This is a genomic window from Kitasatospora sp. NPDC086009, assembly GCF_044540385.1.
Lineage (GTDB): Bacteria > Actinomycetota > Actinomycetes > Streptomycetales > Streptomycetaceae > Kitasatospora.
Genome location: NZ_JBITSA010000007.1, coordinates 289,763 through 314,269, shown reverse-complemented (window position 1 = coordinate 314,269; position 24,507 = coordinate 289,763). Strand labels below are relative to the sequence as shown.

At 75.2% G+C, this 24,507-nt stretch carries 19 protein-coding genes and 1 pseudogene; 8 read left to right on the top strand and 12 right to left on the bottom strand.

The features are described from left to right. Nucleotides 1-34 precede the first annotated feature (34 nt). A complete protein-coding gene (locus ACIF6L_RS20125; RefSeq protein WP_396486254.1) occupies nt 35-1,183 on the top strand; it encodes a lactonase family protein in 1,149 nt (382 codons plus the stop codon). Nucleotides 1,184-1,272: 89 nt separating this feature from the next. Here the strand turns inward: ACIF6L_RS20125 and ACIF6L_RS20120 are convergent, their stop codons facing one another. From ACIF6L_RS20120 to ACIF6L_RS20110, 3 genes are all read right to left on the bottom strand, one after another. Further along, nucleotides 1,273-3,126, bottom strand: a complete 1,854-nt coding sequence (locus ACIF6L_RS20120) for a S8 family serine peptidase (protein ID WP_396486255.1) — start codon at nt 3,124-3,126, stop codon at nt 1,273-1,275. 223 nt (nt 3,127-3,349) lie between these two features. Then, nucleotides 3,350-4,102: a thioesterase II family protein gene (locus tag ACIF6L_RS20115; RefSeq protein ID WP_396486256.1), complete on the bottom strand. Its 753-nt coding sequence runs from the start codon at nt 4,100-4,102 to the stop codon at nt 3,350-3,352. A gap of 124 nt (nt 4,103-4,226) precedes the next feature. Beyond that, entirely contained in the window at nt 4,227-4,910 is a 684-nt protein-coding gene (locus tag ACIF6L_RS20110) for an AAA family ATPase (protein WP_396486257.1), read from the bottom strand. Between the two features lie 193 nt (nt 4,911-5,103). On the opposite strand from ACIF6L_RS20110, the gene ACIF6L_RS20105 reads away from it, so the two are divergent. The 5 genes from ACIF6L_RS20105 (at nt 5,104) to ACIF6L_RS20085 (ending at nt 10,216) form a co-directional block, all read left to right on the top strand. After that, complete coding sequence (locus tag ACIF6L_RS20105; RefSeq protein ID WP_396486258.1) at nt 5,104-6,768, top strand: AMP-binding protein; 1,665 nt, start codon at nt 5,104-5,106, stop codon at nt 6,766-6,768. 232 nt (nt 6,769-7,000) lie between these two features. Continuing rightward, nucleotides 7,001-7,186: a hypothetical protein gene (locus tag ACIF6L_RS20100; protein WP_359804548.1), complete on the top strand. Its 186-nt coding sequence runs from the start codon at nt 7,001-7,003 to the stop codon at nt 7,184-7,186. 97 nt (nt 7,187-7,283) lie between these two features. After that, entirely contained in the window at nt 7,284-8,315 is a 1,032-nt protein-coding gene (locus ACIF6L_RS20095) for a TIGR04222 domain-containing membrane protein (RefSeq protein WP_396486259.1), read from the top strand. Between the two features lie 202 nt (nt 8,316-8,517). After that, on the top strand, nt 8,518-9,327 hold the full coding sequence (locus ACIF6L_RS20090; RefSeq protein ID WP_380387103.1) for an aldolase: 810 nt from the start codon (nt 8,518-8,520) through the stop codon (nt 9,325-9,327). Nucleotide 9,328: 1 nt separating this feature from the next. Beyond that, nucleotides 9,329-10,216: a dihydrodipicolinate synthase family protein gene (locus ACIF6L_RS20085; RefSeq protein ID WP_396486260.1), complete on the top strand. Its 888-nt coding sequence runs from the start codon at nt 9,329-9,331 to the stop codon at nt 10,214-10,216. Nucleotides 10,217-10,223: 7 nt separating this feature from the next. Here ACIF6L_RS20085 and ACIF6L_RS20080 read toward each other — a convergent pair whose 3' ends face one another. From ACIF6L_RS20080 to ACIF6L_RS20065, 4 genes are all read right to left on the bottom strand, one after another. Next, nucleotides 10,224-10,787 (bottom strand): helix-turn-helix domain-containing protein, encoded by a 564-nt coding sequence (locus ACIF6L_RS20080; RefSeq protein WP_396486261.1) that lies wholly within the window; start codon nt 10,785-10,787, stop codon nt 10,224-10,226. 176 nt (nt 10,788-10,963) lie between these two features. Continuing rightward, nucleotides 10,964-11,953, bottom strand: coding sequence for an ABC transporter ATP-binding protein (locus ACIF6L_RS20075; protein ID WP_396486262.1), 990 nt, complete (start codon nt 11,951-11,953; stop codon nt 10,964-10,966). Between the two features lie 160 nt (nt 11,954-12,113). After that, nucleotides 12,114-14,987 (bottom strand): hypothetical protein, encoded by a 2,874-nt coding sequence (locus ACIF6L_RS20070; RefSeq protein WP_396486263.1) that lies wholly within the window; start codon nt 14,985-14,987, stop codon nt 12,114-12,116. After that, nucleotides 14,984-18,259, bottom strand: coding sequence for an FtsX-like permease family protein (locus ACIF6L_RS20065; protein ID WP_396486264.1), 3,276 nt, complete (start codon nt 18,257-18,259; stop codon nt 14,984-14,986). The genes ACIF6L_RS20070 and ACIF6L_RS20065 overlap by 4 nt, the downstream gene beginning before the upstream one ends. 356 nt (nt 18,260-18,615) lie before the next feature. Here ACIF6L_RS20065 and ACIF6L_RS20060 point away from each other — a divergent pair, with 356 nt between their 5' ends. Further along, nucleotides 18,616-19,326: an ABC transporter ATP-binding protein gene (locus ACIF6L_RS20060; protein ID WP_329485883.1), complete on the top strand. Its 711-nt coding sequence runs from the start codon at nt 18,616-18,618 to the stop codon at nt 19,324-19,326. A gap of 115 nt (nt 19,327-19,441) precedes the next feature. On the opposite strand, the gene ACIF6L_RS20055 is transcribed toward ACIF6L_RS20060, so the two are convergent. From ACIF6L_RS20055 to ACIF6L_RS20040, 4 genes and pseudogenes are all read right to left on the bottom strand, one after another. Then, nucleotides 19,442-19,717 carry a hypothetical protein gene (locus ACIF6L_RS20055; RefSeq protein WP_396486265.1) on the bottom strand — a complete coding sequence of 92 codons (276 nt, stop codon included), beginning with the start codon at nt 19,715-19,717 and terminating at the stop codon, nt 19,442-19,444. A gap of 331 nt (nt 19,718-20,048) precedes the next feature. Further along, complete coding sequence (locus tag ACIF6L_RS20050; protein ID WP_396486266.1) at nt 20,049-20,336, bottom strand: hypothetical protein; 288 nt, start codon at nt 20,334-20,336, stop codon at nt 20,049-20,051. After that, nucleotides 20,308-20,457 (bottom strand): annotated as a pseudogene (locus ACIF6L_RS20045) (LUD domain-containing protein); the annotation flags it as partial. The gene ACIF6L_RS20050 and the pseudogene ACIF6L_RS20045, both read right to left, overlap by 29 nt. 87 nt (nt 20,458-20,544) lie before the next feature. Then, on the bottom strand, nt 20,545-21,087 hold the full coding sequence (locus tag ACIF6L_RS20040) for an EF-hand domain-containing protein (protein WP_396486267.1): 543 nt from the start codon (nt 21,085-21,087) through the stop codon (nt 20,545-20,547). A 260-nt stretch (nt 21,088-21,347) separates the two neighbouring features. Between ACIF6L_RS20040 and ACIF6L_RS20035 the strand changes: the two genes are divergently transcribed. Beyond that, nucleotides 21,348-21,980 carry a hypothetical protein gene (locus ACIF6L_RS20035; protein ID WP_396486268.1) on the top strand — a complete coding sequence of 211 codons (633 nt, stop codon included), beginning with the start codon at nt 21,348-21,350 and terminating at the stop codon, nt 21,978-21,980. A 758-nt stretch (nt 21,981-22,738) separates the two neighbouring features. Here the strand turns inward: ACIF6L_RS20035 and rho are convergent. Then, the gene (gene rho / locus ACIF6L_RS20030) at nt 22,739-24,136 is read right to left on the bottom strand and encodes a transcription termination factor Rho (RefSeq protein WP_396486269.1); all 1,398 of its coding nucleotides are present in this window, start codon (nt 24,134-24,136) and stop codon (nt 22,739-22,741) included. Between the last annotated feature and the right edge of the window lie 371 nt (nt 24,137-24,507).

Genomic DNA, 24,507 nt, shown 5'->3' with positions numbered 1-24,507 from the left:
ACGTCGACCCCGATCCGCAAGGAGGCAGTACACCGTGCAGAGAACCACGCGTCTCGCCCTGGCCGTCGCGACCGCGCTCGCGACGGCCGTCGTCGGTGCCCCGTCCGTCGCCGCCTCGACCCCCGAGGCCGACCCGCACACCCGAGGCGGCCACCACGCCGTCTTCGTCCAGACCGACGACCCGGCGGGCAACCGGATCATCGCCTACCGGCGCGCGGACGACGGCCGGCTGACCCCGGCGGGCAGCTACGACACCCAGGGGCTCGGCGGCGTGCTGGACGGGTCGGTCGCCGACCACCTCGCCTCGCAGGGGTCCCTCACCTACGACCCGGAGCACGCCCTGCTGTACGCCGTGAACGCCGGGAGCGACACCGTCTCGGTCTTCTCCGTGGACGGCGACCGCCTCGCGCTGCGGCAGGTGGTCGGCTCCGGCGGACGCTTCCCGGTGAGCGTCGCCGTGCACGACGACGCGGTGTTCGTGCTCAACGCCCTGGACGGCGGCTCGGTCCAGGGCTACACCGTCCACGACGGCCGCCTGCACGAGCGGGCCGACTGGAACCGCTGCCTGGGGCTCGACCCGAACGCCACGCCCCAGTTCACCAACACCCCCGGCCAGGTGGGCTTCACCGGCGAGGGCGACCAGCTGGTGGTCACCACCAAGGCCAACGGCAGCAACCTGCTGGTGTTCGGCCTCGACCGTTCCGGCACCCCCGCCGACTCCCCCGTGGTGACGCACCTGCCCGGCGCCGTGCCCTTCGCCTTCGTCCCCCACGGCCGGCACGGCCTCTACCTGGCCGAGGCGGGCACCAACGCCGTGGCGACCTTCGCCGTCCACCCGGACGGCACCGCCTCGCAGCAGGCCTTCGCGGCCACCGGCCAGTCGGCGACCTGCTGGATCGTCGCCGTCCGCGACCTGCTGTACGCCTCGAACGCGGGCAGCTCGACCCTCAGCGGCTTCCGGACGGCCGACCACGGGCGGCAGTTGACCGCGCTGGGCAACACGCCCACCCACCCCGGCACCGTCGACGCGGCGGTGTCCTCGGACGGGCGCTACCTCTACGCCCAGACGGGGGTCGACGGCGTCGTGGACGAGTTCGCCATCGACCCCGACGGCTCGCTCACCGCGCTGGGCTCGCAGACCGTGCCCCAGGGGGTCGGCGGCGAGGGCATCGTCGCCTTCTGACGGGCGCGCCGGCGGCTCCCGGAACGCCTGTGCTCCGCCGCCCGGTGGGCGGCGGAGCACAGGGCTGTCGGGCGGGACCGGACGCGGGATCAGAAGGTGAGGTTCCAGGCGTCGATCGTGCCGGTGTCGCCGGAGGCGCCGTCCTTGACCCGGAGCTTCCAGGTGCCGTTCGCCGCGCTCGCGGAGGCGTTCACGGTGTACGTCTTGGCGACGTTGTCGGCACTGTCGCCGTTCGCGAAGTCCTCCAGCAGGTAGACCGTGCCGTTCGGGGCGACCAGGGAGATCACCAGGTCACCGCGGTAGGTGTGCTTGATGTCCACGCCGACCTTGAGGGCGGCGGGGGCGTTGCCGGTCACGCCGGTGACGGCGATCGGGCTGTCCACCGTGGCGTTGTCGGCGATCGCCGCGTCGGTCAGGTTCTCGAAGTACGTGCCGGTCGGCGGCGTGGTGGTGCCGCCGACCGCCTTCAGCGCGTCGACCTGGCCCTCGCCGAAGAAGGCGTTGTTCGCGGTGGTGCCGGTGCAGCGGCCGTCCGAGCCGGGGCAGGCCACGTCGTTGGCCTGGGTGGCGAGGCGGGCCCGGATGCCGGCCGGGGTGAGCGTCGGGTCGGCACTGGCGATCAGCGCGGCCACGCCGGTGACGTGCGGGGAGGCCATCGAGGTGCCGCTCTTGGTCCCGTACTTGCCGCCGGGCAGGGTCGAGTAGACGCCGTTGGCGCCGTCGCCGCCGGGGGCCGCGACGTCGATGACGCCCTTGCCGAAGTTGGAGTAGGAGGCCTTGGCGCTGCCGCTGCCCATGGCGGCGACGGTGACCACGCCGGGGAGCTCGGTCGGGATGTCCAGGCAGGCGTTGCTGATGGTCCGGGTGACCGGCGTCGAGTCGTTCGGGCTCTCGCTGTCGGTCGTCTTGTTGGCCAGGTCGTAGTCGGAGTTGCCGGCCGCGGCGACCTGGAGCGAGCCCTTGCCCTCGGCGTACTCCTGGGCGCGCTTGACGCCCTCGATGATGGCCGCCTGGTCGACGTTGTCCGGGCAGTTGAACTGCCACGGGTCGGTGTAGTAGCTGTTGTTGGTCACCTTGAAGCCGTGGTCACCGGCCCAGACGAAGCCGCAGACGGTGTTCTCGGCGTAGAAGAGGGTGCTGGTCGGTTCGGCTATCCGGACCGAGGCTATCCTCACGCCCGGGGCGACGCCGACGACGCCCTTGCCGTTCTTGGCCGCCGCTATGGTGCCGGCGACGTGGGTGCCGTGGGTGTCGACGTCCCGCCACGCGCCGGTGCGGGTGTCCGCCTTGCCGTAGGCGCAGGAGGCCGAGTCGGCGGCGTCGAAGTTCGGCGCGAGGTCCTGGTGCTGGTCGTCCACCCCGGTGTCGAGGACGCCGACCTTGACGGTGGCGGAGCCGGTGCTGACGGCCCACGCCTGGTCGGCCTTGATCTGGGTCATGTCCCAGCGGTTCGACTCGGTGAGGGTGGTGGCCGCCTGGGCCGGGTTGGCGGGCAGCGCGGGGTTGTAGGCGTCGGCCGGCACGTCGGAGGTGCGGGTCGCGCCGACCTGCTGGACACCGGCGGCGCCGCGCACCGCGGTCGCGAAACCGGCCGAGGTGGAGTGGGCCACGATCACGCCGATCGCGTCGTAGCTCGCGAAGACCGTGCCACCGTTGGCGGTGACGGCGCTCCTGGCGGCCGCGGTGTCGGCGGGTGCGCTGATCACCAGGTAGGCGCGCGTCCCGGCGGCCCAGCCGGCGGCGACCTGCGGGGCGGTGGCGGCGGCGGGCGCCGCGGCGGCGGTCGGCACACCGGCGGCGGCGGGCGCCCCGGCGGCCGTGGGGGCGGCGGCCGCGAGGGGGGCGGCGGTGGCCGTCACGCCGGGGACGGCCAGCGCCAGGGCCGAGAGGACGGCGAGCGCGGCGGCCGGGCGACCGAGCCGCCGGGATATCAGGGGTGACACGTGTGTCCTCCGATCGGCCCGTGCGTGAGGGGTTCGCACGGAGTTTGAACGCAACATGCCAGATCAGTGAGCACTTGGGGAAGGCTTTACGCGTGACGGCTTGTCACAAGCGTGTCAACTTTTGGTGTCGCCCCGGGGCCGCCGCCCGCGCCCGCGTCGCCCGGCGCCCCCGCCGCCGGGCTCGTTCGTGCACGAGCCCGACTCCCCCCGCCCCCGCGGCCGTTCACCCCCGGAGCCGCGCGGTCACCACCTCCAGCACCGCGTCCCGCTGTTCGGCCAAGTAAAAGTGGCCGCCGGGGAACACCTCCAGCTCGAAGGCGCCGGTGGTGTGGCGGGCCCAGCCGCCGGCCTCGTCCAGCGAGACCCGCGGGTCCGCGTCCCCGGTCAGCGCGGTCACCGGCGGCGACACCACGGCGTCCGGCGCGCACCGGTACGTCTCGATCGCGGTGTAGTCGCTGCGCAGCGCCGGCAGGATGACGGCCCGCAGCTCCGGGTCGGCGAGGACCCGTGCGTCGGTGCCGCCGAGCTCGGACACCTCGGCGAGCAGCTCGTCGTCCGGGAGCCGGTACACCGCCGACTCCCGGGGCCGGGAGGGCGCGCGGCTGCCGGAGACGAACAAGTGGGCCGGGCCGGCCGCGCCGTCCGCTTCGAAGCGGCGCGCCACCTCGAAGCAGACGGCCGCGCCCATGCTGTGCCCGAAGAAGGTCAGCGGCAGGTCGGTCCGGGGCAGCAGCGCCTCGTACACCCGGTCGGCGAGACCGGTGACGGAGTCGATCCCGGGCTCGCCGAAGCGGTCCTGCCGGCCGGGGTACTGGACGGCGAGCACGTCGGCGTACGGCGCGAGGGCGGTCGCGTAGTCGAGGAAGTAGCTCGCCGACCCGCCCGCGTGCGGGAAGCAGACGACCCGGGCGGGCGCCGTGTCGTGGGAGTGGAACCGGCGGAACCACGGGCTCTCGGTGGCGGTACTGCGGGCCATGCGGGACGACCTCCCTGAAGACGGGTCAGCTGCTGCGCTACCTCCCCAGTGTCCCCTGCCGCCCCGCCGCGCACCACGGGCCACCCGGCACCCGCGACCGGCCCGTCGCCGCGGCGGAGCCGCGCTACCGGGCCGGCTCGGCCGGGCCGAAGCGGACGGCCTCCGCGCGTTCCCGGGAGACCCGGTCCAGCAGCAACACCGAGGCGGCCTCCGGGGTGGGCGTGCCGGCCGCGCCCGCGGCGTGCCGGGTGAAGGCCGCCAGCAGCCGGTCGAGGCCGCGGCGGTGGCGGGCGAAGGCCCGGCGCGGGGCCCAGCGCCCGCGCTCCCGCTGACCGGCGAGCGCGGTGACGGCGCCGACGTCCAGCAGGACGAGGTGCAGTTCACGGCCCTGACGGGCGGCGACGCCGGACAGCCAGCGGCGCATCCAGGCCCGGCTGCCGCAGTCGTGCACCAGCAGCGGACCGCCCCGGCGGACGGAGGCGCGCAGCAGGCGGAAGTGCTCGATCCGGGCCCACGGCCGGTAGACCGCGTACGGCAGGGCGGCCGGCATCACCGCCGCGCAGGCCTCGTGCACGGCCCGGGGGTCGACGGTGGCGGCCGCCCCGCTCCGGTCCGACCAGCGGCGCAGCAGGGTGCTCTTGCCGCTGCCGGGGAGTCCGGAGACCACCACGACCGCGCCCGGCGGGTAGCGGACGGTGAAGGACTCACCGGCCGCGCCCCTGAGATCGACCAGGCCCCGCGGTTCCATCGCTGTCTGCGCCCCCTGCCGTACCGCGGTCCGCCCGCCCGGCGTGGTCGGCCTGTCCATGGTGCTCACTCATCCCCGTCGGTGCCCGACCTGGAACGATAACAACACCGACCGCCCTCCGGACCGCACGGTCCCCGGCCCGGCCCCCGGGGCCGCTCCCCCGGCCCGCACCCCCCGGCCCGGCCGCCGGACGGCGGGGTGATGTGATGGACTGTCAGATCGGACGCGGGTATCGGGAGTCGGGAGACGGCGCGTGACGAGGACGCGGACGGCGCGGACGGCGGGGCCGGCGGGGCCGGCGGGGCCGGCGGGGCCGGCGGGGCCGGCGGGGCCGGCGGGGCCGGCGGCGGGCACCGGGACGGCCACGCACACCGGGCTGGTCCTCGACGGGCTGGCCCGCGATCCGGCCCGGGTCGCGCTGCGGTACGGGGAGTCGTCGCTGACGGCGCAGGAGTGCCTGGACGACGTGCACCGGTTCGCCCACGCGCTGGCCGCCGCCGGTCTTAGGCGCGGCGACGGCGTCACCGTGCTGGCCGGGAACCGGCCGGAGGCGGTGCTGGTGCGCCTGGCGGCGAACCTGATCGGCTGCCGGGTCGCGATGCTGCCCACCGACCGGTCGGTGGCGGACCAGGTCGCGATGGCCGAGGAGGCGCGGACCGCCGCCTTCGTCTTCGCCCCGGAGCGGTTCACCGCGGCCGCGCGCCAGCTCGCCGGGGCGCTCCCCGCCGTGCTGCCGCTGGCCCTCGGCCCCACCCCGGTCGGGGCGGACCTCACCGCCCTGGCCGCGCCGCTCCCGCCCGTCCCGCCGGCACCCCGCTGGCGGCCGGACGACGTGATGGCGATCCGGTTCACCGGCGGCTCGACCGGCCGGCCGAAGGGGGTGCTGCGCCGCTTCGCCCGGCCGCCCCGGCCGGAGCTGGTGGCGGCGTCCACCTTCCTGCTCTGCACGGCCCTGTGCCACGGCGGCGGCACCACGGCCGACCTGGCCCTCGCGGCGGGCGGCACGGTGGTGCTCCAGGACGGCTTCGAGGCCGAGGCGGTCCTGGCGGCCGTCGAGCGGTACCGGGTGTCACGGGTGTACCTGCCGCCGCACCTGCTCTACCGGGTGCTCGACCACCCCGCACTCGCCCGGACCGACACCGGCAGCCTGCGCCGGGTGACGTACACCGGGTCCCCGGCCGCCCCGGAACGGCTGGCGGAGGCGACCCGCCGGATCGGCCGGGTGCTGCACCAGACGTACAGCCTGACGGAGTGCGGGCCGGTCACCCGGCTCACCCCGGACGAGCACCTCGATCCGAGGCTGCTGACCACCGCCGGGCGGCCGCTCCCGGACACCGAGGTCCGGATCGTGGACGAGGCGGGCGCGCCGCTGCCGGCCGGCCGGACCGGGGAGATCTGCGTGCGGACGCCGACGGTGATGTCCGGCTACTGGCGTGATCCGGCGCTGACGGCCCGGGTGCTGCGCGGCGGCTGGCTGCACACCGGGGACCTGGGAAGCCTGGACGCGGCCGGGTACCTGACGGTGGCCGGGCGGCTGGGGCCGATGGCGATCGTGGACGCGCACAACGTCTTCCCGCGCGATGTCGAGCGGCCTCTGCTGGCGCATCCGGCGGTGCGGGAGGCGGTGATGTTCGCGACCACCGGCCCGGACCGGCTGGAGCGGGTGCACGCCGCGGTCACCACCCGGCCCGGGGCGGGGGTGACGGCGCGGCAGCTGCACCGGTGGGCGCGGGAGCGCGGCGGTCCGCACGGTGATCCGTCGACGATCCTGGTGCTGCCGGAGCTGCCGCTGAGCGCGACCGGGAAGCCGGACTTCGACGCCCTGCGGACCCTGCTGGCGCAGGCGGGACCGGAGGAGGGACGGGAGGCCCCGGGGGCGGACGACGGGGCCACGGGCGGCCGGGTCACGGGCGGCTGACGGGATCGCGGCGGCCGGGTCAGGGGCCGCGGGCGGCCGACGGGGCGCGCAAAGGCTCCGGGGGCGCGTGTCGAGGAGCACCGCGCGCTGCCGACGCTTCGAGTGCCCGCGCGTGCTCCCGGTGCTGCGGCGGATGTCCCACGGAACCGCCCGTGGACACTCGATCCTACGGCGCGTCCTGCCGATATACCCGGCACAACTCCCGTCGCACCGCCCACCGGAGGCATCTGCCGTGACCTGGCTCCGCGTCCTCACCGCGCTCGGCATCCTCGCCGTGGCGGCCAGCGCCGTACTCGTCTTCGCGCTCTGCACCGCCGCCGCCCGGGGCGACCGCGGCAGGCGCGGCGAGCCGGAGCGGGACCTCCGCTCCGAGGCCGAGCGCAGCGGGCTGATCCGACGCATCGGCGACGACGGCTGACCTCGCCTCGCCACTTCCAAACCCCTTGCTCGGCAGACCAGTTGGCGGGACCCTCAAGCCATGGGCGCGCGCGGCGCCGCGGCAGGGGGGCCGAGCGATGGGGTGGGACGCGTACTTCTGGATCTCGGCCGGGCTGACGCTCGCGGCCTGGCTCGTCGGCCTGGGTGGCGCGATCGCGAGGGACCACGCGGTCGAGCGAGCGGTCCGCCTCGACCGGCAACTGCCGCTGCTCGACGTGGCCTTCCTGGCCGGCGGCCCCGGCCGGGTGGTGGACACCGCCCTGGCCGCCCTGGAGGGCGGGGGACGGCTGGTGGTCTCCCGGGCGGGCCAGGTCACCCTGACCGGCACCGGCACCACCGCGGACGACCCGGTCGAGCAGGCCGTGATCGACGCCACCGGCCCGCTGCGGCGCGCGGAACTCGCCACCCTGCGGGCCGAGGTCGCCCGGAGCGCCGCCGTCCAGAGCATCGGCGACCGACTGGAGGCGGATCGGCTGCTGATCAGCCGCAAGCTGCGGCGCCGCTACGCCCGCAGCCGGCTGGTGCTGCTGGCCGCACCGCTCGGCCCGCTCCTGGTGGCGGCCGTCGCGGGCGCGGTCGTCCTCCTCGACGGCTCCGCGCACCGGCCGAACTGGCCGGGCATGCTGATCGTGACGGGGGCCGCGGTGCAGATGACGGTGATCGTCCGACTGGTCCGCCCCGGAGGCGACCGGGTACCGCGCTGGGTGCGCCACAAGCTCCGCGAGATCGGCGCCTCGACCAGCCGCTCGACCCAGTTCAACCGCGAGTACGTCGTTCCGGAGGTCCTGTTGGCCACGGGCCTGACGGCGCTGGGCGCGGTCGCGGTCAACGGGGTGCTGTCGGTGAAGGACGAGGCGCTGCAGACGGCCCTGGTGGCCGCTGCCGCCCAGCAGGCGGCCGTGCCGGGCCAGGTGGCGTCCGGCACCGGCCGGCAGGGCGGCGACGGCGGGGCCGGTGTCGGCGGATGGTGCGGCGCCTCCGGCGGCGACGCGGGCTCGGGGCACGGGTGCGGGGCGTCCGCCTGCGGCGGGTCCTCGGGGTGCGGCGGCTCCTCCGGCTGCGGGGGGAGCGGCTGCGGAGGCTGTGGCGGCTGCGGGGGCGGCATCTGACGTCGCGTCGAGCGGGCGGAAGCGGGTAGCGGGTAGCTGCTTCGCCCCTCGTAGCGGGCACGCTGTCGACGCCAGGACACAAGGTGTCCTAGGGTGAACAATGTGTCCTCGCCCGTCGCTCCCGGCGGGCGGCACGGCGGCCACGCCTGTCCAACGGCCGCGCCGTGCCCGGGCGTTCCCCTACGAAGGAGAAGCACAGCCGATGGCAGAGACCCTCACGGCCACCAAGGCGGAGCTGGTGGACCTCGCCCACCGCAGAATGCAGAGCGCCATCCCCGACAACGGCTGGACCACCCGGCAGAAGCTCGCGCTCACCTGCCGGATCCTGTTCGACGCCGGACACGACTCCGGCCTGGCCGGCCAGATCACCGCCCGCGCCGAGGAACCCGGCACCTACTACACCCAGCGGCTCGGCCTGGGCTTCGACGAGATCACCGAGTCCAACCTGCTGCTGGTGGACGAGGACCTCAACGTCCTGGCGGGCGAGGGGATGGCCAACCCCGCCAACCGCTTCCACAGCTGGGTCTACCGGGCCCGCCCGGACGTCGAGTGCATCATCCACACCCACCCGCTGCACATCTCCGCGCTGTCGATGCTGGAGAAGCCGCTGATCGTCTCGCACATGGACCTCTGCCCGCTCTACGACGACTGCGCGTTCCTGGAGAAGTGGCCCGGCATCCCGGTCGGCAACGAGGAGGGCGAGATCATCACGGCCGCGCTCGGCGACAAGCGCGCCCTGCTCCTCGCCCACCACGGACAGCTGGTGGCCACCGGCACCGTCGAGGAGTCCTGCGTCCTCGCGGTGCTGTTCGAGCGAGCCGCCCGGCTCCAGCTGCTGGCCTCGGCCGCCGGACGGATCCAGGAGATCCCCGAGCTGCTGGCCCGCGAGGCGCACGACTGGATCTCCACCCCCAAGCGCGGCCAGGCGTCCTTCGCCTACTACGCCCGCCGCGCCCTGCGGGCCGGCCACGGCGACGCGCTCGACTCCCTCGCCCCGGAAGGCGGTCGCTGACATGGCGGGTCCGACCCTGGAAGGGATCATCGCCTACCCGGTGACCCCGTTCTCCCCCACCGACGGCGGTCTCGACACCGCACGCCTGGGCACCCTGATCGACCGGCTGGTCGAGGCCGGCTGCCACGCCGTCGCCCCGCTCGGCTCGACCGGGGAGAGCGCCTACCTCGACGACCAGGAGTGGTTCACCGCCGCCGAGGCCTCGATGGCGGCGGTGGCCGGGCGGGTGCCCACCGTGGTGGGCATCGCGGACCTCACCACCCGCAAGGCCGTCCGCCGGGCCCGGTTCGCCGAACAGGTCGGCGCCGACGCCGTGATGGTCCTGCCGCTGTCGTACTGGAAGCTGGACGAACGCGAGATCGTCCGCCACTTCACCGAGGTCGCGGGCGCCGTCTCCGTCCCCGTGATGATCTACAACAACCCGGCCACCAGCGGCGTCGACCTCTCCCCCGAGCTGATGGTCTCACTGGTCGAACGGGTCGAGAACATCACCATGGTGAAGGAGAGCAGCGGCGACGTGCAGCGGATGCACCGGCTCAGCCAGCTCACCGGCGGCGAGCTGCCGTTCTTCAACGGCAGCAACCCGCTGGCCCTGGAGGCGTTCGCCGCCGGCGCCGCCGGCTGGTGCACCGCCGCGCCCTGCCTGATACCCGAGGCGGTGCTCGAACTCCACCGGGCGGTGCGGGTCGGCGACCTGGACGCCGCCCGGCGGTCCTTCTACCGCCAGCTGCCGCTCCTGCAGTTCATCCTGCGGGGCGGCCTGCCCACCACCGTGAAGGCCGGCCTGGCCCTGCGCGGGCTGGACGTCGGCGTGCCGCGCCAGCCGCTGCTACCGCTGGACGACGAACGCACCACCCACCTCGCCGAGTTGCTCGCGGCACTGGACTGACGACGCGTCAGGGCAGGCTGGGCACCCGGTCCGACGGGCCGGCCGGGTCGTCGTGGATCACCACGAGGATCGCGGCCGGCTCCGGACCGGTGCTCCGGCAGCGGTGCGGCAGCGCCGAGTTGAAGTAGACGCTGTCCCCCGGGGCGAGCCGGACCGTCCGCTCGGGGAACTCCAGCTCGACCGCCCCGGCGTGGACGAAGAAGAACTCCTCACCCGCGTGCGACTTGAAGGGCGAGTCGCCCAGCTCCAGCGGCGGGTACATCATGAACGGCACCATCCGCTTGCCGCTGAGACCGGTCGCGATGCCCTCGTAGTGCGGGGCGCCGGGGCCCGTGCCGTCGGCCATCGGCGTCCGCTCGCCGGCCCGGACCACCGTGATCAGCTCGGGCTCCACGTCCTCCGCGAACAGGCGGCCGACGTCGACCTTCAGCGCGTGCGCCAGCTTGAGCGCGGTCGAGATGGAGGGGTCGCTGAGCCCCCGCTCCACCTTGGAGAGGTAGCTCTTGGTCACCCCGACCTGGGCCGCCAGCGCCTCCAGGCTCAGCCGGTTCTGCTTTCTCAGCACTCTCACGCGGCTGCTCATGCGGTACCTCTCGCCCCGGAACGTCCGGTCCAGTATCCCATCGCGCCCGGCCCCGCCGCCCCGGGGCCGGGCGGCGGGTGCGGCCGAGCGTCGGGTGCGGCCGAGCGTCGGGTGCGGCCGGGCGGCGGGTGCGGCCGGGCGGCGGGTGCGGCCGGGCGGACGCGTCAGTGGCCCGCGATGTCGTCCGGGCGGACGGCGATGTGGTCGGCGCCCAGGTCCACCGCGACCCGGTGCTCCATCCCCAGCGCCTCCAGGAACTTGACCGGCAGCTGCACCCGGCCGGTCCGGTCCAGCATCACGTACTCGGTCTCGTTCACCGACTCCTCGCCGTACTCGTCGGTCACCGTCCGCCGCAGCACCTCACTGCTGGTACGGCCGTCCCGGATCGCGACCGTACGGCGCACCTCACCGGCGACCATCGGGTCGTGGGTGACGATGACGACGGTGGCACCCAGCTCGCGGTTGACGGTGCGGAAGGTCTCGAAGATCCCCGCCGCGGTCTCGGAGTCGAGCTCACCGGTCGGCTCGTCGGCGAGCAGGACGGGCGGGTTGTTGGCCATGCCGACGGCGATCGCCACCCGCTGCTGCTGGCCGCCGGAGAGCTCACCCGGGCGCCGGTGCGCGAGGTCGCCCAGGTCCATCGCCTCCAGGAGCTCGGCGACCCGGGCCGCCTGCTGCCGGGAGCGGGCCGCGCCGCCGCCGCGGCCCCGCAGCTGCATCGGCAGCGCGATGTTCTCGGCCGCGGTGAGGAACGGCAGCAGGTTGCGGGCGGTCTGCTGCCAGATGAACCCCACCACCTCGCGCCGGTACCGCAGCCGCTCCCGCGCCGACATCTCCAGCAGGTCGCAGCCCGCCACGGTGGCCGTCCCCGCGGTCGGCACGTCCAGCCCCGCCAGGATCGTCAGCAGCGTCGACTTCCCGCTGCCCGACGCGCCCACCAGGGCCACCAGGTCACCCTGACGGATCGTCAGCTCAAGGCCCTGGAGCGCCTGCACCTCCACGCCCTCGGCGCTGAAGATCCGCACCAGGCGCTCGCAGACGATCGCCGCGTCCCCCGCGACCACCCGCGGCGCCGAGGCCGCCAGCGCCCGCTCCCGCAACTCGTCGAGCGTCGGGCCCTCGACGACCGCCCCGCCCTCGGACACACTGCTCACCACTGATCTCCTGTCGCCGCTGCGCCTGGGTGCGCTCCTGGTCGCGATTGCCACGCGTTGGTTCCCCTGCCGAACGCCCGGCCGGGGGCCCCGTCACCGCCGAACGCCCCGCTGCCGAACGCCCCGCCGCCGGCCGGTGGCCGCGCGGGCCGGGTGCCGGTCATCGCTGGTCCCCCGCCCGCAGTTCGGTGCTGATCTGGCGCCGGCCGGAGATCAGCGCCTCGGCCAGCACACCCGCGGTGACCAGCGCCGCCAGACCGAGGACCTGGAACAGCACCGGCAGCAGCGCCGGCCGCAGCCCGGTCGCAACCGGTGCGCCGACCAACGCGGACAGGTCGATCGCCGGACCGAGCAGGGCGACCGCGATCCACGCCACCACGCCGCCGCCGACGGCCGCGACCAGGGTCTGCGGTAGCGTCTCGGCCACGATCAACGCCAGCCCCTGCCGGGGCCGCAGCCCCATGGTGCGCAGCCGTGCCAGCACGGCCGCCCGCTCCGGAGCCGCCCGGAGCAGCGTCAGCAGGACGGCGAGCAGCGCGAACCCGGCAGCGCCGATCACCGCCGCCCAGAACAGCCGGGCCGCCGAGTGCTGCAACGGGTCGTTCGCCAGCTCGGCGGAGCGGGTGGCACTGGTGCGGACCAGGTACCCGGTCGGCACCGCGTCGGCGTCGGACTCGGCCGGTGCCTGGGCCGCCGGGGCGGTCCCGGACGGCGAAGGCGCGGCGGCCGGCCCGGGCGTCGACGCCGAGGCCGAGGCCGACACCGCGGCGCCCTCCGGGGAGCCGTCGCGCAGCTGCACCGGTGCCAGCTCGCGCATCAGCCCCTTCAGCTGCCGCTCGTCGATGTCGCCGGTGGCGAACCACAGGTTGGCACGCTTGAGTTCGGGAAAGCGCGCGGTCGAGGGGCCGGCCGGGAGCACCACGAAGCGTCGGGTGGAGCTCTCCAGTGCCGGGGTGCCGTCGAGGGTACCGGCCGACCTGGCGAGCAGCTCCCACCCGTTGGGCATCCGCAGCCGGTAGCCCCCGTCACCGATCCTCCGCGCGAGTTCGGTGCTGAACAGGGCCGGTACGGGGGTGTCGATCCCGCCGTCGTCACCCGTGAGGACGGCCGGGTCGAAGGCGCCGCGACCGACGGCCCGGGACAGCTCGGCGTACGTCCCCGGGTCCACGACCAGGGTGCTGACCCGGATCGGCCCGGCGTCGCTGCCCAGCAGGAACACGTCGTTGTCCCACCACACGGCGGTGGCCGTCCGCACCCCGGGCAGCGCGCCGGCCGCCGTGAGGAAGCCGGGCGGGAGCACGGCACCGGTCGGTGCCCCGACGACCGCGTCGCCACCGACCGCGCTCCGGACGGCCTGCGCCCGGCCACGGTCGACGGCGTCCAGCACGGTGGCGCCGAAGCCGGCCGTCGTGACCGCCAGCATCAGCGCGAACACCGGCAGCACCGACGGACGCGGCCGGCCGCCCGATCCCCGCGCGGCCCGCGCCAGGCCCAGGAAGCCGACCACCCCCGAACCCCGGCCCGCCGCCCGCGCCAACAGGCCCACCAGCACGGGCTGCACCCGGGCCAGCACCAGCCCACCCGTCAGCGCCAACAGCAACGGCGCCGCCACCAGCAACGGGTCCAGCCCGTCGCCGGGCGGCACCACACCCCGGCGCCGGACCTCCAGCACCGCCGCGACCGTCACCGCCCCGACCACCAGCTCACCCACCAGCCGGCGCCAGCCACCCGGCGCACGCCGCGCCGACCACAGCAGCGCCGCCCGGACCGGCAGACCCAGCGCCGCGAGCAGCAGCACCACCAGCGCCGCGACCATCGATCCCCACCACCGGGGGGTCGGCAGCCACCACCACACCAGTCCGGTCGCCACCACCGCGGCCGGCACCACGGTCACCGCGCCCTCGCCGAGCAACCGCCGTACCACCCCGCCCCGCGAACCGCCGCGGGCCTGCAGCAGCGCCAGCTCACCGTGCCGCCGGTCCCCGGCCAGGGCCGCCGCCAGGCAGAGCACCACCACGGCCACCCCGGCCAGCCCGGCCGGGCCGACCGCCGCCAACGGCGCCGCCGCGTCCCGGCGCGCCACCGCCTGCCCGAACAGCTCGGGCAGCTCCGAGCCGACCCGCAGGTCCTCGCGGCCGGTCAGCGTGGTGAGGCGCAGCGCCGTGGAGCCGGCGAGGTAGGAGGAGATCTCCTCCTTGGTCCGGTCCAGCTGGTCGGCGCGCAGGGCGGCGGTGTCGACCGGCAGCCGCCAGAAGTCCGTCGCGCCGCCGCCCCACGGGGCGATCCGGTCCGTCGCGTCGGGGGAGACCACACCGCCGGTGCGCCATTTGACCTTGGCGGTGGCCTCCCGACAGGCGCGCTCGGGGCACGGCAGGCCCACCCAGTACGGGTCGTCGGGGTCGTTGGCCACGTAGACGCCGACCACATCGGCCCGGACCGGCTCGCCGGTGAGCGAGGATCCGGCGTCGACGAGGTCGCCGAGGTGCATGCCGATGGTGTCGGCGGCGGCCTTGCTGATCGCGATCGGCACCGGGCCGTCGCCACCGCCGGCGCCGGGCCACTGGCCGGCCACCAGGGTGACCCGGTCGGTGAGGCCGTGCAGCGAGACCAGGTCGAGCTGGGGCGGCACCTCGTCGGGGCGTGCGTACCCGGTGTTGAGCATCGGGCGCGACTTGTTGCTGCGCGTTCCGTAGACCGGGCCGCTCGCCGCGAACCGGAAGGTCTCGTTCGGGTAGGAGGCGAGCTTCGCCGCCACCCTGTCCAGGTCGGCGGCGTCGTACTGGTGGCGCCCGGTGGCCAGCAGGCTGGTCCAGGACGGGCCTCGGTCGTGCAGGAACTCGCGCAGCGCGTCGTCGGTGCCCCGGTCGACGGCGCGCGGGAAGGCGGCGGCCAGCAGGACGGTGACGAAGGCCAGCGCGGCCATCAGCGCGGCGGCCAGCGGCGCCGTCCGCAGTCTGGTCCGCACCCAGGGCGCGGGGCGGTGCTCCGGCCTCGGCGCGGGGCGGGGGGTACCGGTGTCGGCCGGGGTGGTCACATCTCCTCCACGTACCGCAGCCGGGCGGCCACGTCTCGACGGCGGCGGCGCCCACTCAGGGAGGCCGACAGCAGGGCAACGGCCGTGATCGCGGCCGCGAGCAGCAGGGCCGGGCCCCACGGCAGGTCGACCAGCACCTCGGGCACCGGCCGGTGGGCGGACGGCGTGAGCACCACCAGCGGCACCACCAGGTGGACGGTCAGGGCGCCCAGGGCCAGCCCGACCACGCTGCCCAGCGCGACCAGCACGCCCTGCTCGGCGGCGACCGTCCGGCTCAGCCGGCGCCGCGGGGTGCCGAGCGCGAGCAGCACGGTGAACTCCCCCGCGCGTTCGCGGGCCGAGGCCGCCGCCGCCGCGGCGAAGCCGATCGCCGCCAGCACGGCGCTGACCAGGGCGATCGCGGCGAGCGCGTTCTGCGGCGCGGCACCGATCGGGTCCGCGAGCAGCTCAGCCGCCACCTCGTCGCGGACCACCAGCTGCTGCCCCCCGGGTTCGGCGCGCAGCTTCGCGGCCGCCGCCGCCGGCACCCCGTCCCCCGGCCCGGTGGCGGGCAGCCACCACTCGGAGACGGCCGGCAGCTGCCGGCCGCCCGCGCCGATCTGCCGCGCGACGGTGGCCAGGTCGACGACGACCGCCCGGTCCCCGACCACCGGCAGCGACTCCACCACGCCCGTCACCTCGACCTGAAGCGTGACGCTCGCGAACGGCACCTGGACGAGGTCGCCGACCGCCGCTCCCACCGCGGTCAGATAGGCGCGGGTGGCGACCCCGGAGATCCCCTTCGGAGCCGGGGCGCCGGCGGGGGCGACGACGGCCTCCGCGCTGTTCCTGCCGCCGTGCCCCTTCTCGTAGTGGAGCTTGAGCAGCTGCCGCTCGCCCTCGCCCTCCGCCACCGGTAGGACCGCGGAGGAGGACAGCTCGTCGTCCGAGGCGGCGACGGTGGTCCAGGCGAGGCCGGCCGGGGCGGCGACGGGGGTGGCCGGTCCGGTGGCACTGTCGGCGAGGCCGATCCGCCCGACGGTCAGCGTGCCGCTGAGCGGGACGACGCGGTCCGAGCCGAACACCACGACCAGCCCGGCCATCGTGAGCGGCGCGGCGGCGGAGCCGACCGGCGCGCCGGTCAGCGCCGAGAGGTCGGCGGTGGCCACCGCGCCGCCCTGCTCGGGGACCCCGGCCAGCGGGGCCCGGAAGGTGGCGCCGAACCGGTCGCGCAGCATCAGCCAGACCTCGGGGCGCGCGTCTGCCTGGGCGGCCGGCACATTGGTGAGCTCGACGTCGATGCGCCGGGGGCTGCCCGGCAGCGGGAGCCCGGCCTGCGCCCCGGTCGGGGCCGGCCCGGCCAGCGGCGCGAACACCTCCCGGGCGCTCTGCCCGCCCAGCAGGTCCGCCCGCACCGGCACCCGGTCCGCGAACCCGGCGGCGTCCAGCGCCAGCAGCTGACCCGCCGCACCGCCCGGCAGCGAACTCTCCTGCCGGACCACCGGAACCAGCCGCTCACCGCCCGGCAGCGCCCCGTACCGGCCGCCCTGCCCCATCGACGCCGTCGCCGACCCGAAGATCCGCAGACCGCCCGCCGACACGAAGTCCGCCTGGTCCCGCTGCGATCCCGACCAGCTGGCATGCTGACCCAGCGCCAGCACCCCCGTCGACACCGCCAGCACCAGCAGCAGCACCGGCCCCGCGGCGCGCCCGGGCCGGCGTGCCAGCTGCCACCCCGCCAGGGCCGGCGCCAGGCCCCGGCCCCGCGCCGCCAGCCTGCCGCCCAGCCGGGCGGCGAACGGCAGCAGCCGCAGCACCAGCAGGGTGCCGGCGCACAGCAGCAGCGTCGGAGCCGCCACCAGCACCGGGTCCAGGCCCAGCTTGCCGTCGGAATCCGCCGACAGCCCGCCGCTGTAACGCGCCAGCTGGAAGTAGGCCAGCACCGCCAGCGCCACCACCGCGAGGTCGGCACCCGAGCGCACCGCGCCCGCCACCAGCGCCTGCCGGCGCCCCGCCCGGCGCAGCACCGCGCCACCCGCGCCGCGGAACACCGCTGGAGCCGCCGTGAGCACCACACAGGCCAGCGCGCACACACCCGCGACCGGCCACAAGGTCCAGCTCAGACCGGTGTCCAGCGGTACCCGGGACAACGCGCCGAACCGGGTCAGGGCCCGCAGCAGCACCGGGACCAGCAACGGCGCCAGCACCGCCGCCGGCAGCGCCAGCAGCACCGACTCCGCCGCCGAGAACGCGCCCAGCCGCACACCCGAGGCACCGCGCGCCGCGAGCAGGGCGTTCTCCCCCACCTGCCGGGCCGCCATCAGGTGTACCACCAGCAGGAGCACCGCGGCGGCGAGCACCACCAGTTGCAGCGCGCCGATCAGCAGGGTGGACCGGGCGACCAGCGCGCTGGAGTCCAGTTCCTGGAGGAACAGCGGCAGTTCGGTCGAGACCTGGAGGCCGGCCGAGGTGCCGAGCTCCGCGGCGAGGCCCGCGGCACGGTCCCGGACGGCGGCGGCCTCGGCGGCGCGGACGGTGGAGAAGTCGGCGCCGAGCAGCCAGCTCCGGCCGTTCTGCGGGACGCCGGCGGCGGTGAAGGCGCTGTCGTCGACCAGCAGCGGCCCGTAGGTGGTGAAGCCGCCGACCAGGATCTCGCGGCCGCCCACCGGGTCCAACCGCCAGTACGGGTCGGCGAGATCGGTGGCGCGGTAGACGCCCGTGAGCCGGACGGTGAGCGGCGCGCCGCTCAGGCGGTCGTCCAGCCGGACCTCGGCGGGCAGCGCCCCGGCGCTCAGGCCCAGCCTCGCGAGCGCCGCCTGTGGCACGGCCGCCTGGACCGGCCCGGCCGCGGCCGCCGCCGGCCACGCGCCCGCCACCAGGGTGACCCGGTCGTGGTCGAGCGTGGCGAGCAGGGTGAGATCGGTCTGCTTCGCGGCGGCCTGGCCGGCGGCGGGAGCGGTGGCAGTGGCGGCGGCGGCCGGGAGGCCGTAGGAGCGGCTGCGGGTCAGGCTCTCGTGGTGCACGGGCAGTCCGCCGAAGAGCCGGCCGGCGTAGCCGGCGACCGCGGCGTCGTCGGCGGCCCGCTTGTCCTGGCCGTGCTCGGCCTTGACCAGAACGGTGGTCCGGGCGGCCTGGCCGGGTGCCTGGAGCGCCTGCCGCAGCCCCGCCTCCCCCACGGTGCGGTTGAAGGCCACCAGCGCGGTGAGCACCGCCGTGGTGATCAGCACCGTGAGCAGGACGGCGCCGGCCAACGGCAACCGCCCGCGCAGACGGCGCACGACGAAGCCGAGCATCCTGTTGCCTCCCCCGGAACATCCCGGTCGCGCCCGGCGCCGCCGTCCGGGCACTCTCCAGCCACGGGATGGACGCCTGTTACGCACCGCTACGGTGATCACCGGCGCTTGATCACCGGATAGCGGACGATGCTGTCAGATTCGCTCTTCAAACGGAAGGGACTTGCGCGAATCATGTAACTAGTGAGCAAATTCTCCGCGTTGGCAGTACATCGGACCCCCACCCGGCGAGACAGGAACAACGGGCCGGCCGTGGCACGCGGTTCAACGTCCGATCAAAATGCCATGCACACCTCAGCTTGAACGCCCGTCATCAGTACTTCACTTCAGTCGAGGAACACCCAGGGGGACGCCCAATGACGCAGCAACCGGCCGCCACCGTCACCACCGACATGGTCACCGTCACCGACCTCACCCACAGCTTCGGCACCGGCGACCGCACCGTCCACGCCCTGCGCGGCGTCTCCTTCACCGCACGGCGCGGCGAACTCACCGCCCTCAAGGGCCGTTCCGGCTCCGGGAAGACCACCCTCCTGAACCTCGTCGGCGGCCTCGACACCCCCACCGGCGGCACCATCACCCTCGACGGCACCGACCTCGCCGGCCTCGACGAGAACCAGCGGCTCGCCCTGCGCCGCGACCGCATCGGCTTCGTGTTCCAGTCCTTCGGCCTCATCCCCGTCCTCACCGCGAGCGAGAACGTCGGGATCCCGATGCGCCTGCGCAACGTCCCGACCCCCCAGCGCGAGGAGCGCGCCCGCACCCTCCTCGCCCTCGTCGGCCTGAGCGACCACGCCAACCAGCGCCCCGCCGAACTCTCCGGCGGACAGCAGCAACGCGTCGCCATCGCCCGGGCCCTGGCCAACCAGCCCGACCTCATCATCGCCGACGAACCCACCGGCCAACTCGACTCCGAGACCGGCCGCGCCATCATGGAACTGCTGCGCGCCGTCGTGCGCAGCGAAGGCGTCACCGCCCTCGTCGCCACCCACGACCCCACCCTCATGGAACTCGCCGACCACGTGATCGAACTCCACGACGGCCGGATCACCGAACCCACCCCCTGACCCGGCGGGTCGGCCCTTTCGGGGCAGCGGACCGTGCCCGGAGAGGCACGGCCCGCTGCCCGGCCGGCCCCGGTCCACCAGCTCAGAGCGTCCTGAACTTCAGAGCACCCTGAACTCAGAGCACCCTGAGCGCGGACTCGCAGGCGCGGCACCGACGGGTCCGCTGGGACGGCGGGTACCAGGGCTGCCCCGGCCCGGACGGCCGGTAGCTCTCGCGCTCCAGGTCGCCCGTGCCGATCCCGCAGAACGTGACCGGCCCCGGGTCCTCCGGCACCTCCGGGTCGGCCGGGGCCGCGTGCACCCAGCGGATCCGGGCGCCCACGTCGACCTCTCCCGCGTCCAGCACCTCCGTGGACGGCTCCAGCTCGACCAGTACGATCACTCCGCTCATACCTCGACCCTGCCCCCGCCCCGCACCGGCCGCATCCCGACCGCCGGGGCGGCGCCCGGAATCCCCGCCGGAGCGAATACCCGAATCCGGAGCCGGACCCGCCGGAATCCGCCCCGCACCGGAATTCCCGCGGGCCCGGACAAGGCGGAGCGCATTCCGAAGTACGGCGGCTTGCAATTCCCGGCCCGCACCGCCGAGCGGCCGAAATCCCCCCGCCACCAGGGCCTCACCGCGGAACACCCGGTCCGTCGCCGGGAATCACCCCCGCCCCGGGAAAACGCTTCCCCGGACGGGAGCGCGGGGCGCCGGACGGCGGCGGACCGGGCATTCCTCAGGCGCGCTGCCGGTCGATCTCGGCCTGGGCCTGCCTGGCCGCGTCGGCGAGGATCTGCGCCGCGTCTCCCCCGCCGACGACCTTGACGGCGGCCGCCGCGAACAGGGTGTTCACCGTGCTGTTCCACAGGGCGGGGCTGTACCTGCCGCACTTGGCGGCCAGGTCGACGGCCTCCTGCGCCGTACCCCCGCGCAGTTTGTCCGTGCTCGCGGCTGGCCGGCTGGCCGGCTGGGACAGCGTGTTCAGCCGTTCGGCCCACGACGACGTGCAGGGTGCGCGGGCCATGGACGCCTCCGACGCGGTCGAGTTCGATGCCGCTGGTCGCGGAGGGGCCGCTGATCCAGGTGGCCGGCCGCACCGGGTCGAGCAGACCCATCGCGTCAGGGACGTCGGGAACGATCTGGTCGGCACGGTCGGCCGCCTCCCGCTCGCCGTCGCCGTCCTCCCGGACGGGCCCCGCGGGTGACGCCCGCCCGCCCGCTCGGCGGCGGCATCACCGCTCCGGGATGCGGCCGCACATCACGTTGCCGGGCTCCGCCGGGTCGGCGCTGATCCAGAACTGCGCCCACAGGAGTGCGAATTCGGCCCGGCTGAGGTACCCGTCACCGTCCAGGTCGAGCAGCTCGAAGACGTCGTCGGTCGCCACGCTCCGGCCGTGCCAGATGTCGACCAGACTGCGGTGCTCGGCGCGCGAGATGCGGCCGTCCCCGTTCTCGTCCACGGCGTCGAAGACGGTGTCGGCGGTCGCCGTGACGACCTCGCGCAGGGCGGGGAGCCGGTCGACGAGCGCCAGGAACTCGTCCATGCCGACCGTGCCGTCGTGGTCGGTGTCGGCGACCGTGCGCAGGTGGTCCCACCAGCCCGTCATGAGCGCCTCGACCCTGGCCCGCAGCCCCGCGTCCCGCTGGACGGCCGGCAGTCGGCTCCACCGTTCCGCCAGGGCCCCGAAGTCGCTCTGCCGCAGGCAGCCGTCCCCGTCCGTGTCGAACGCGGCGAAGACGTTGCGGAGCTTGCGCTGCTGGAACTCGCTGGCCATCGACGGGCCTCCCCTGTGCCGAACCGCTGCCGTACCGAAACCACTGCCGTACCGAACCGCTGCGCCACCACGCGTGGCGACAGGATGGTGACGATAAGCGGCCGAAGCGGGCACCCGCCGGACTTCGGCGAAGAACCGGAGAATCCCGGCAGATCCACCGCCACCTGTGCTAAAAGCCGCCCCGCCCGGGGAGTTGAGCGACCTTCAGGCCGGGGTACGTGCCGGGGACGGCGCTCGGCCGGGCGGGGAAGGAGCAGACTGTGTCGGAGCAACGGCGGTCCGTCCTGCGGTACACCTGGCGCGGGAGCGAACGGGTGGCGACCGAGGTCGTCGCCTACGGCGTCGAGGGCGAGCCGCTGCCCGGCCGCCCGGGTGTGCCCCCGTGGGAGGCCGTCGGGGGGCGCACCACCGGCCGGGTGCGCCTGACGGTGACGAACGACGAGGTGCGCCGCTGGCAGGACGCGCTCGCCGCCTACGTCCGCGCGGTCGATTCGGCCTCCGCCCGGCTCAGGGAGGTCTGGGCGGAGGTTTCCCGCCGGGGCGCGCTCAGGAGGGTTCCGGGAGCCCGTCGGCGCGGGGCGGTGCGCCTGGGCCGCGCCGAGGAGGTGTACACCGCCCACCTGGCGGCCGCCACCCTGGCCTACCGTCCGGTGCGTCAGGAGGTCGAGGCACGCGTCGCGGTGGAGCGGGAGGAGGAACGAGCGGTCCGCGCTCGCGAGCGGGACCGCGCGGAGGCCGCACGGCTGGCCCACATTGCCGCTCTGTGGCAGTGGAAGCAGCGGTGGACCGACTCGCCCGGGCGGCGGACCTCCGGACGTGGACCTGGCGCTACGAGGAGCAGACCCTCTTCGTCCTTCCCCAGGACGCCGGCCGGCCCGGGCAAGCGGCGCTGACCGCGCGCGAGGTGGCGAAGCTCCTCGTCGTACTGGCCGGACGCGGGTGCACCCGGGTGGAGTGGGGGCAGGCCCGCCGCTCGGTGGAGGAGATCGTCGGCCCCGGGCAGTTCCCCGCATGGTGGCGGGACGTGCTGAGCGCGACGGTGAACACCCGGACCCGGGAGGCGGCGGAGCAGGAGATCACGTCCACGGCCGAACGGCTGGGCGCCGCCCTCGACACGGCCGGCCGACCCGGTATGCGGGTCTTCACCGTGGGCAGCCGGCAGTCCGTGTCCGGCTGGCACCTGGCCCTCGACCGGCCGCCGCGCCTCACCCGACCGGGCGTCGAGCTGCCGGTCGTCCCCTCGGAGCCCGCCAATCGCGGCTGGAGACTCTGGAACTACGACGGCAGGGTCCTCCCCTACGACACGCTGACCCTGACGCTCGACCGGTCGCGGCGCGATCCGGTCGGCTTCGCCGAGGTGACGAAGGAGACCGTCTACAGCACCTTCACGCGCTCGGTGTGGTACCGCCGGACCCCGGCTCAGTTCGCCCGGTCGTTCCTCGACGACGAGGCCAGGCACTACAGCCCCTGGCACGAGAACGACCTGAGATTCCGCCTCGCCGACCACGCGGACGCCCGCGAGTTCGTGCCCTACGTCATGGCGCTCGCAGGCATGGTGACGACCGCCCTCCTCGGCGTCGCCCAGCACCACGGTGGTGGTGGAGGGTGTTCGACAGCAGTAGGCCGTCAGCGGTCCGCGGGTGTCTTCGGTTCAGACCGTGCGGGCCGGGGAGCCGATCGCCACCTGGCGCAGGAGTTCGTCGTTGCCGCCGGTCCGCTTCAGCCGGTCCAGGAGCAGCTCGGCGGCCTGCTGGACGTCGAGAGCGCTCAGCGCCCGGCGCAGGGTCCACGCCGCGGGCGTGCGGGCGGGGCCGAGGAGGAGCTCCTCGCGGCGGGTGCCGGAGGCCTTGACGTCGACTGCCGGGAAGACGCGCTTGTCGGCGAGACGGCGGTCGAGTCGGAGTTCCATGTTCCCGGTGCTCTTGAACTCCTCGAAGATCAGGTCGTCCATCCGGGAGCCGGTCTCGACCAGGGCGGTGGCCAGGATGGTGAGTGAGCCGCCGTTCTCGGTGTTGCGGGCCGCGCCGAAGAGCTTCTTCGGGAGCTGGAGGGCCGCGGCGTCGATGCCGCCGGTGAGGGTGCGGCCGTTGGCGGGGGCGGCGGAGTTGTGGGCGCGGGCGAGGCGGGTGAGGGAGTCGAGCAGCACGACGACGTCGTGGCCGAGTTCGACCAGCCGCTTGGCGCGCTCGACGGCGAGTTCGGCGAGCGCGATGTGCTCGCGGGCGGGCCGGTCGAAGGTCGAGGCGATGACCTCGCCCCGGACCGAGCGCCGCATGTCGGTGACCTCCTCCGGACGCTCGTCGACCAGGACGACCATCAGGTGCGCCTCGGGGTGGTTCCGGGCGATCGCCGCCGCGATCGACTGCACGACCATCGTCTTGCCCGCCTTCGGAGGTGCCACGATCAGACCGCGCTGGCCCTTGCCGATCGGGGCCACCAGGTCGACGGCCCGGCCGATCAGCTCCCGCGGACCGGTCTCCAGACGCAGCTGCTCCTGCGGGTACAGCGGCGTCAGTTCGTGGAACGCGGGCCGGTGCCGGGCCCCGTCGACGGTGCGGCCGTTGACGGTGTCGATGCGGGTCGATGCCGGGCGGACGGTGCCGCCCCCGCGCGGGGCGGGCGTGCGCGGGGCGGGCGTGCGCGGGGCGGTCGCGCCGGTCAGCACGTCGCCGGTCCGCAGGCCGAGTGCGCGGACCTGGTTGGCGGGCAGGTGCACGTCGGTGGACCCGGGGAGGTAGCCGGAGGTGCGCAGGACGGCTTTCCCCTCGCGGATGTCCAGCACGCCGGCGACCGGTACGAGGTCGCTGTCCGCGGCGGCGGTCGGCTGCGCGGGCCGGCTGCCCCGGCGTTCGGTGGCCGCGGGCCGGGAACCGGACGCCGGCACCGGTGGCCGGCCGGGAGAGCGCCTGGCGATGATCGCCTCGACGAGTTCGTCCTTGCGTAGCCGAGCGGCGCCCGGAACGCCCAGGGCGGAGGCGAGTTGGTGGAGGTCGGTCTTCAGCAGGCCGTCCAGCGGCGCGGGGGTCGACGGTTCGGTGGTGGTGGTCACGAGAAGGTACTCCTGTGCTGTCGGATGATGGCGAAGGGTGAGGGGCGCCGGGCGGCCCCGGTGGGGCGGCAGGAACCGGCGACGAGCTGGTCGGCCCGGCGGGGCGCCCGGAGCGGGCTGCGGCGGTGCTCGGGCGGGACACGCGGCCCCGGCGCGGCCACGAAGGGGCCGGGTACACGAAGGGGCCGGGCACACGAAGGGGCCGGGCACGGGAAGTTGGCTGCCTGCCGGGCGGGCACCGGTCGGGTGCCGGCGATGCGTCGGGCAGGAGACCGCCGGAAGAAGCGGTTGGTATGACGGGATCCGGGCCGCTACGGCGGGGACTCCGGTGTGCAGTGGCGCCTGGTTCCCGCACCCTGAGGGTGGGCTTC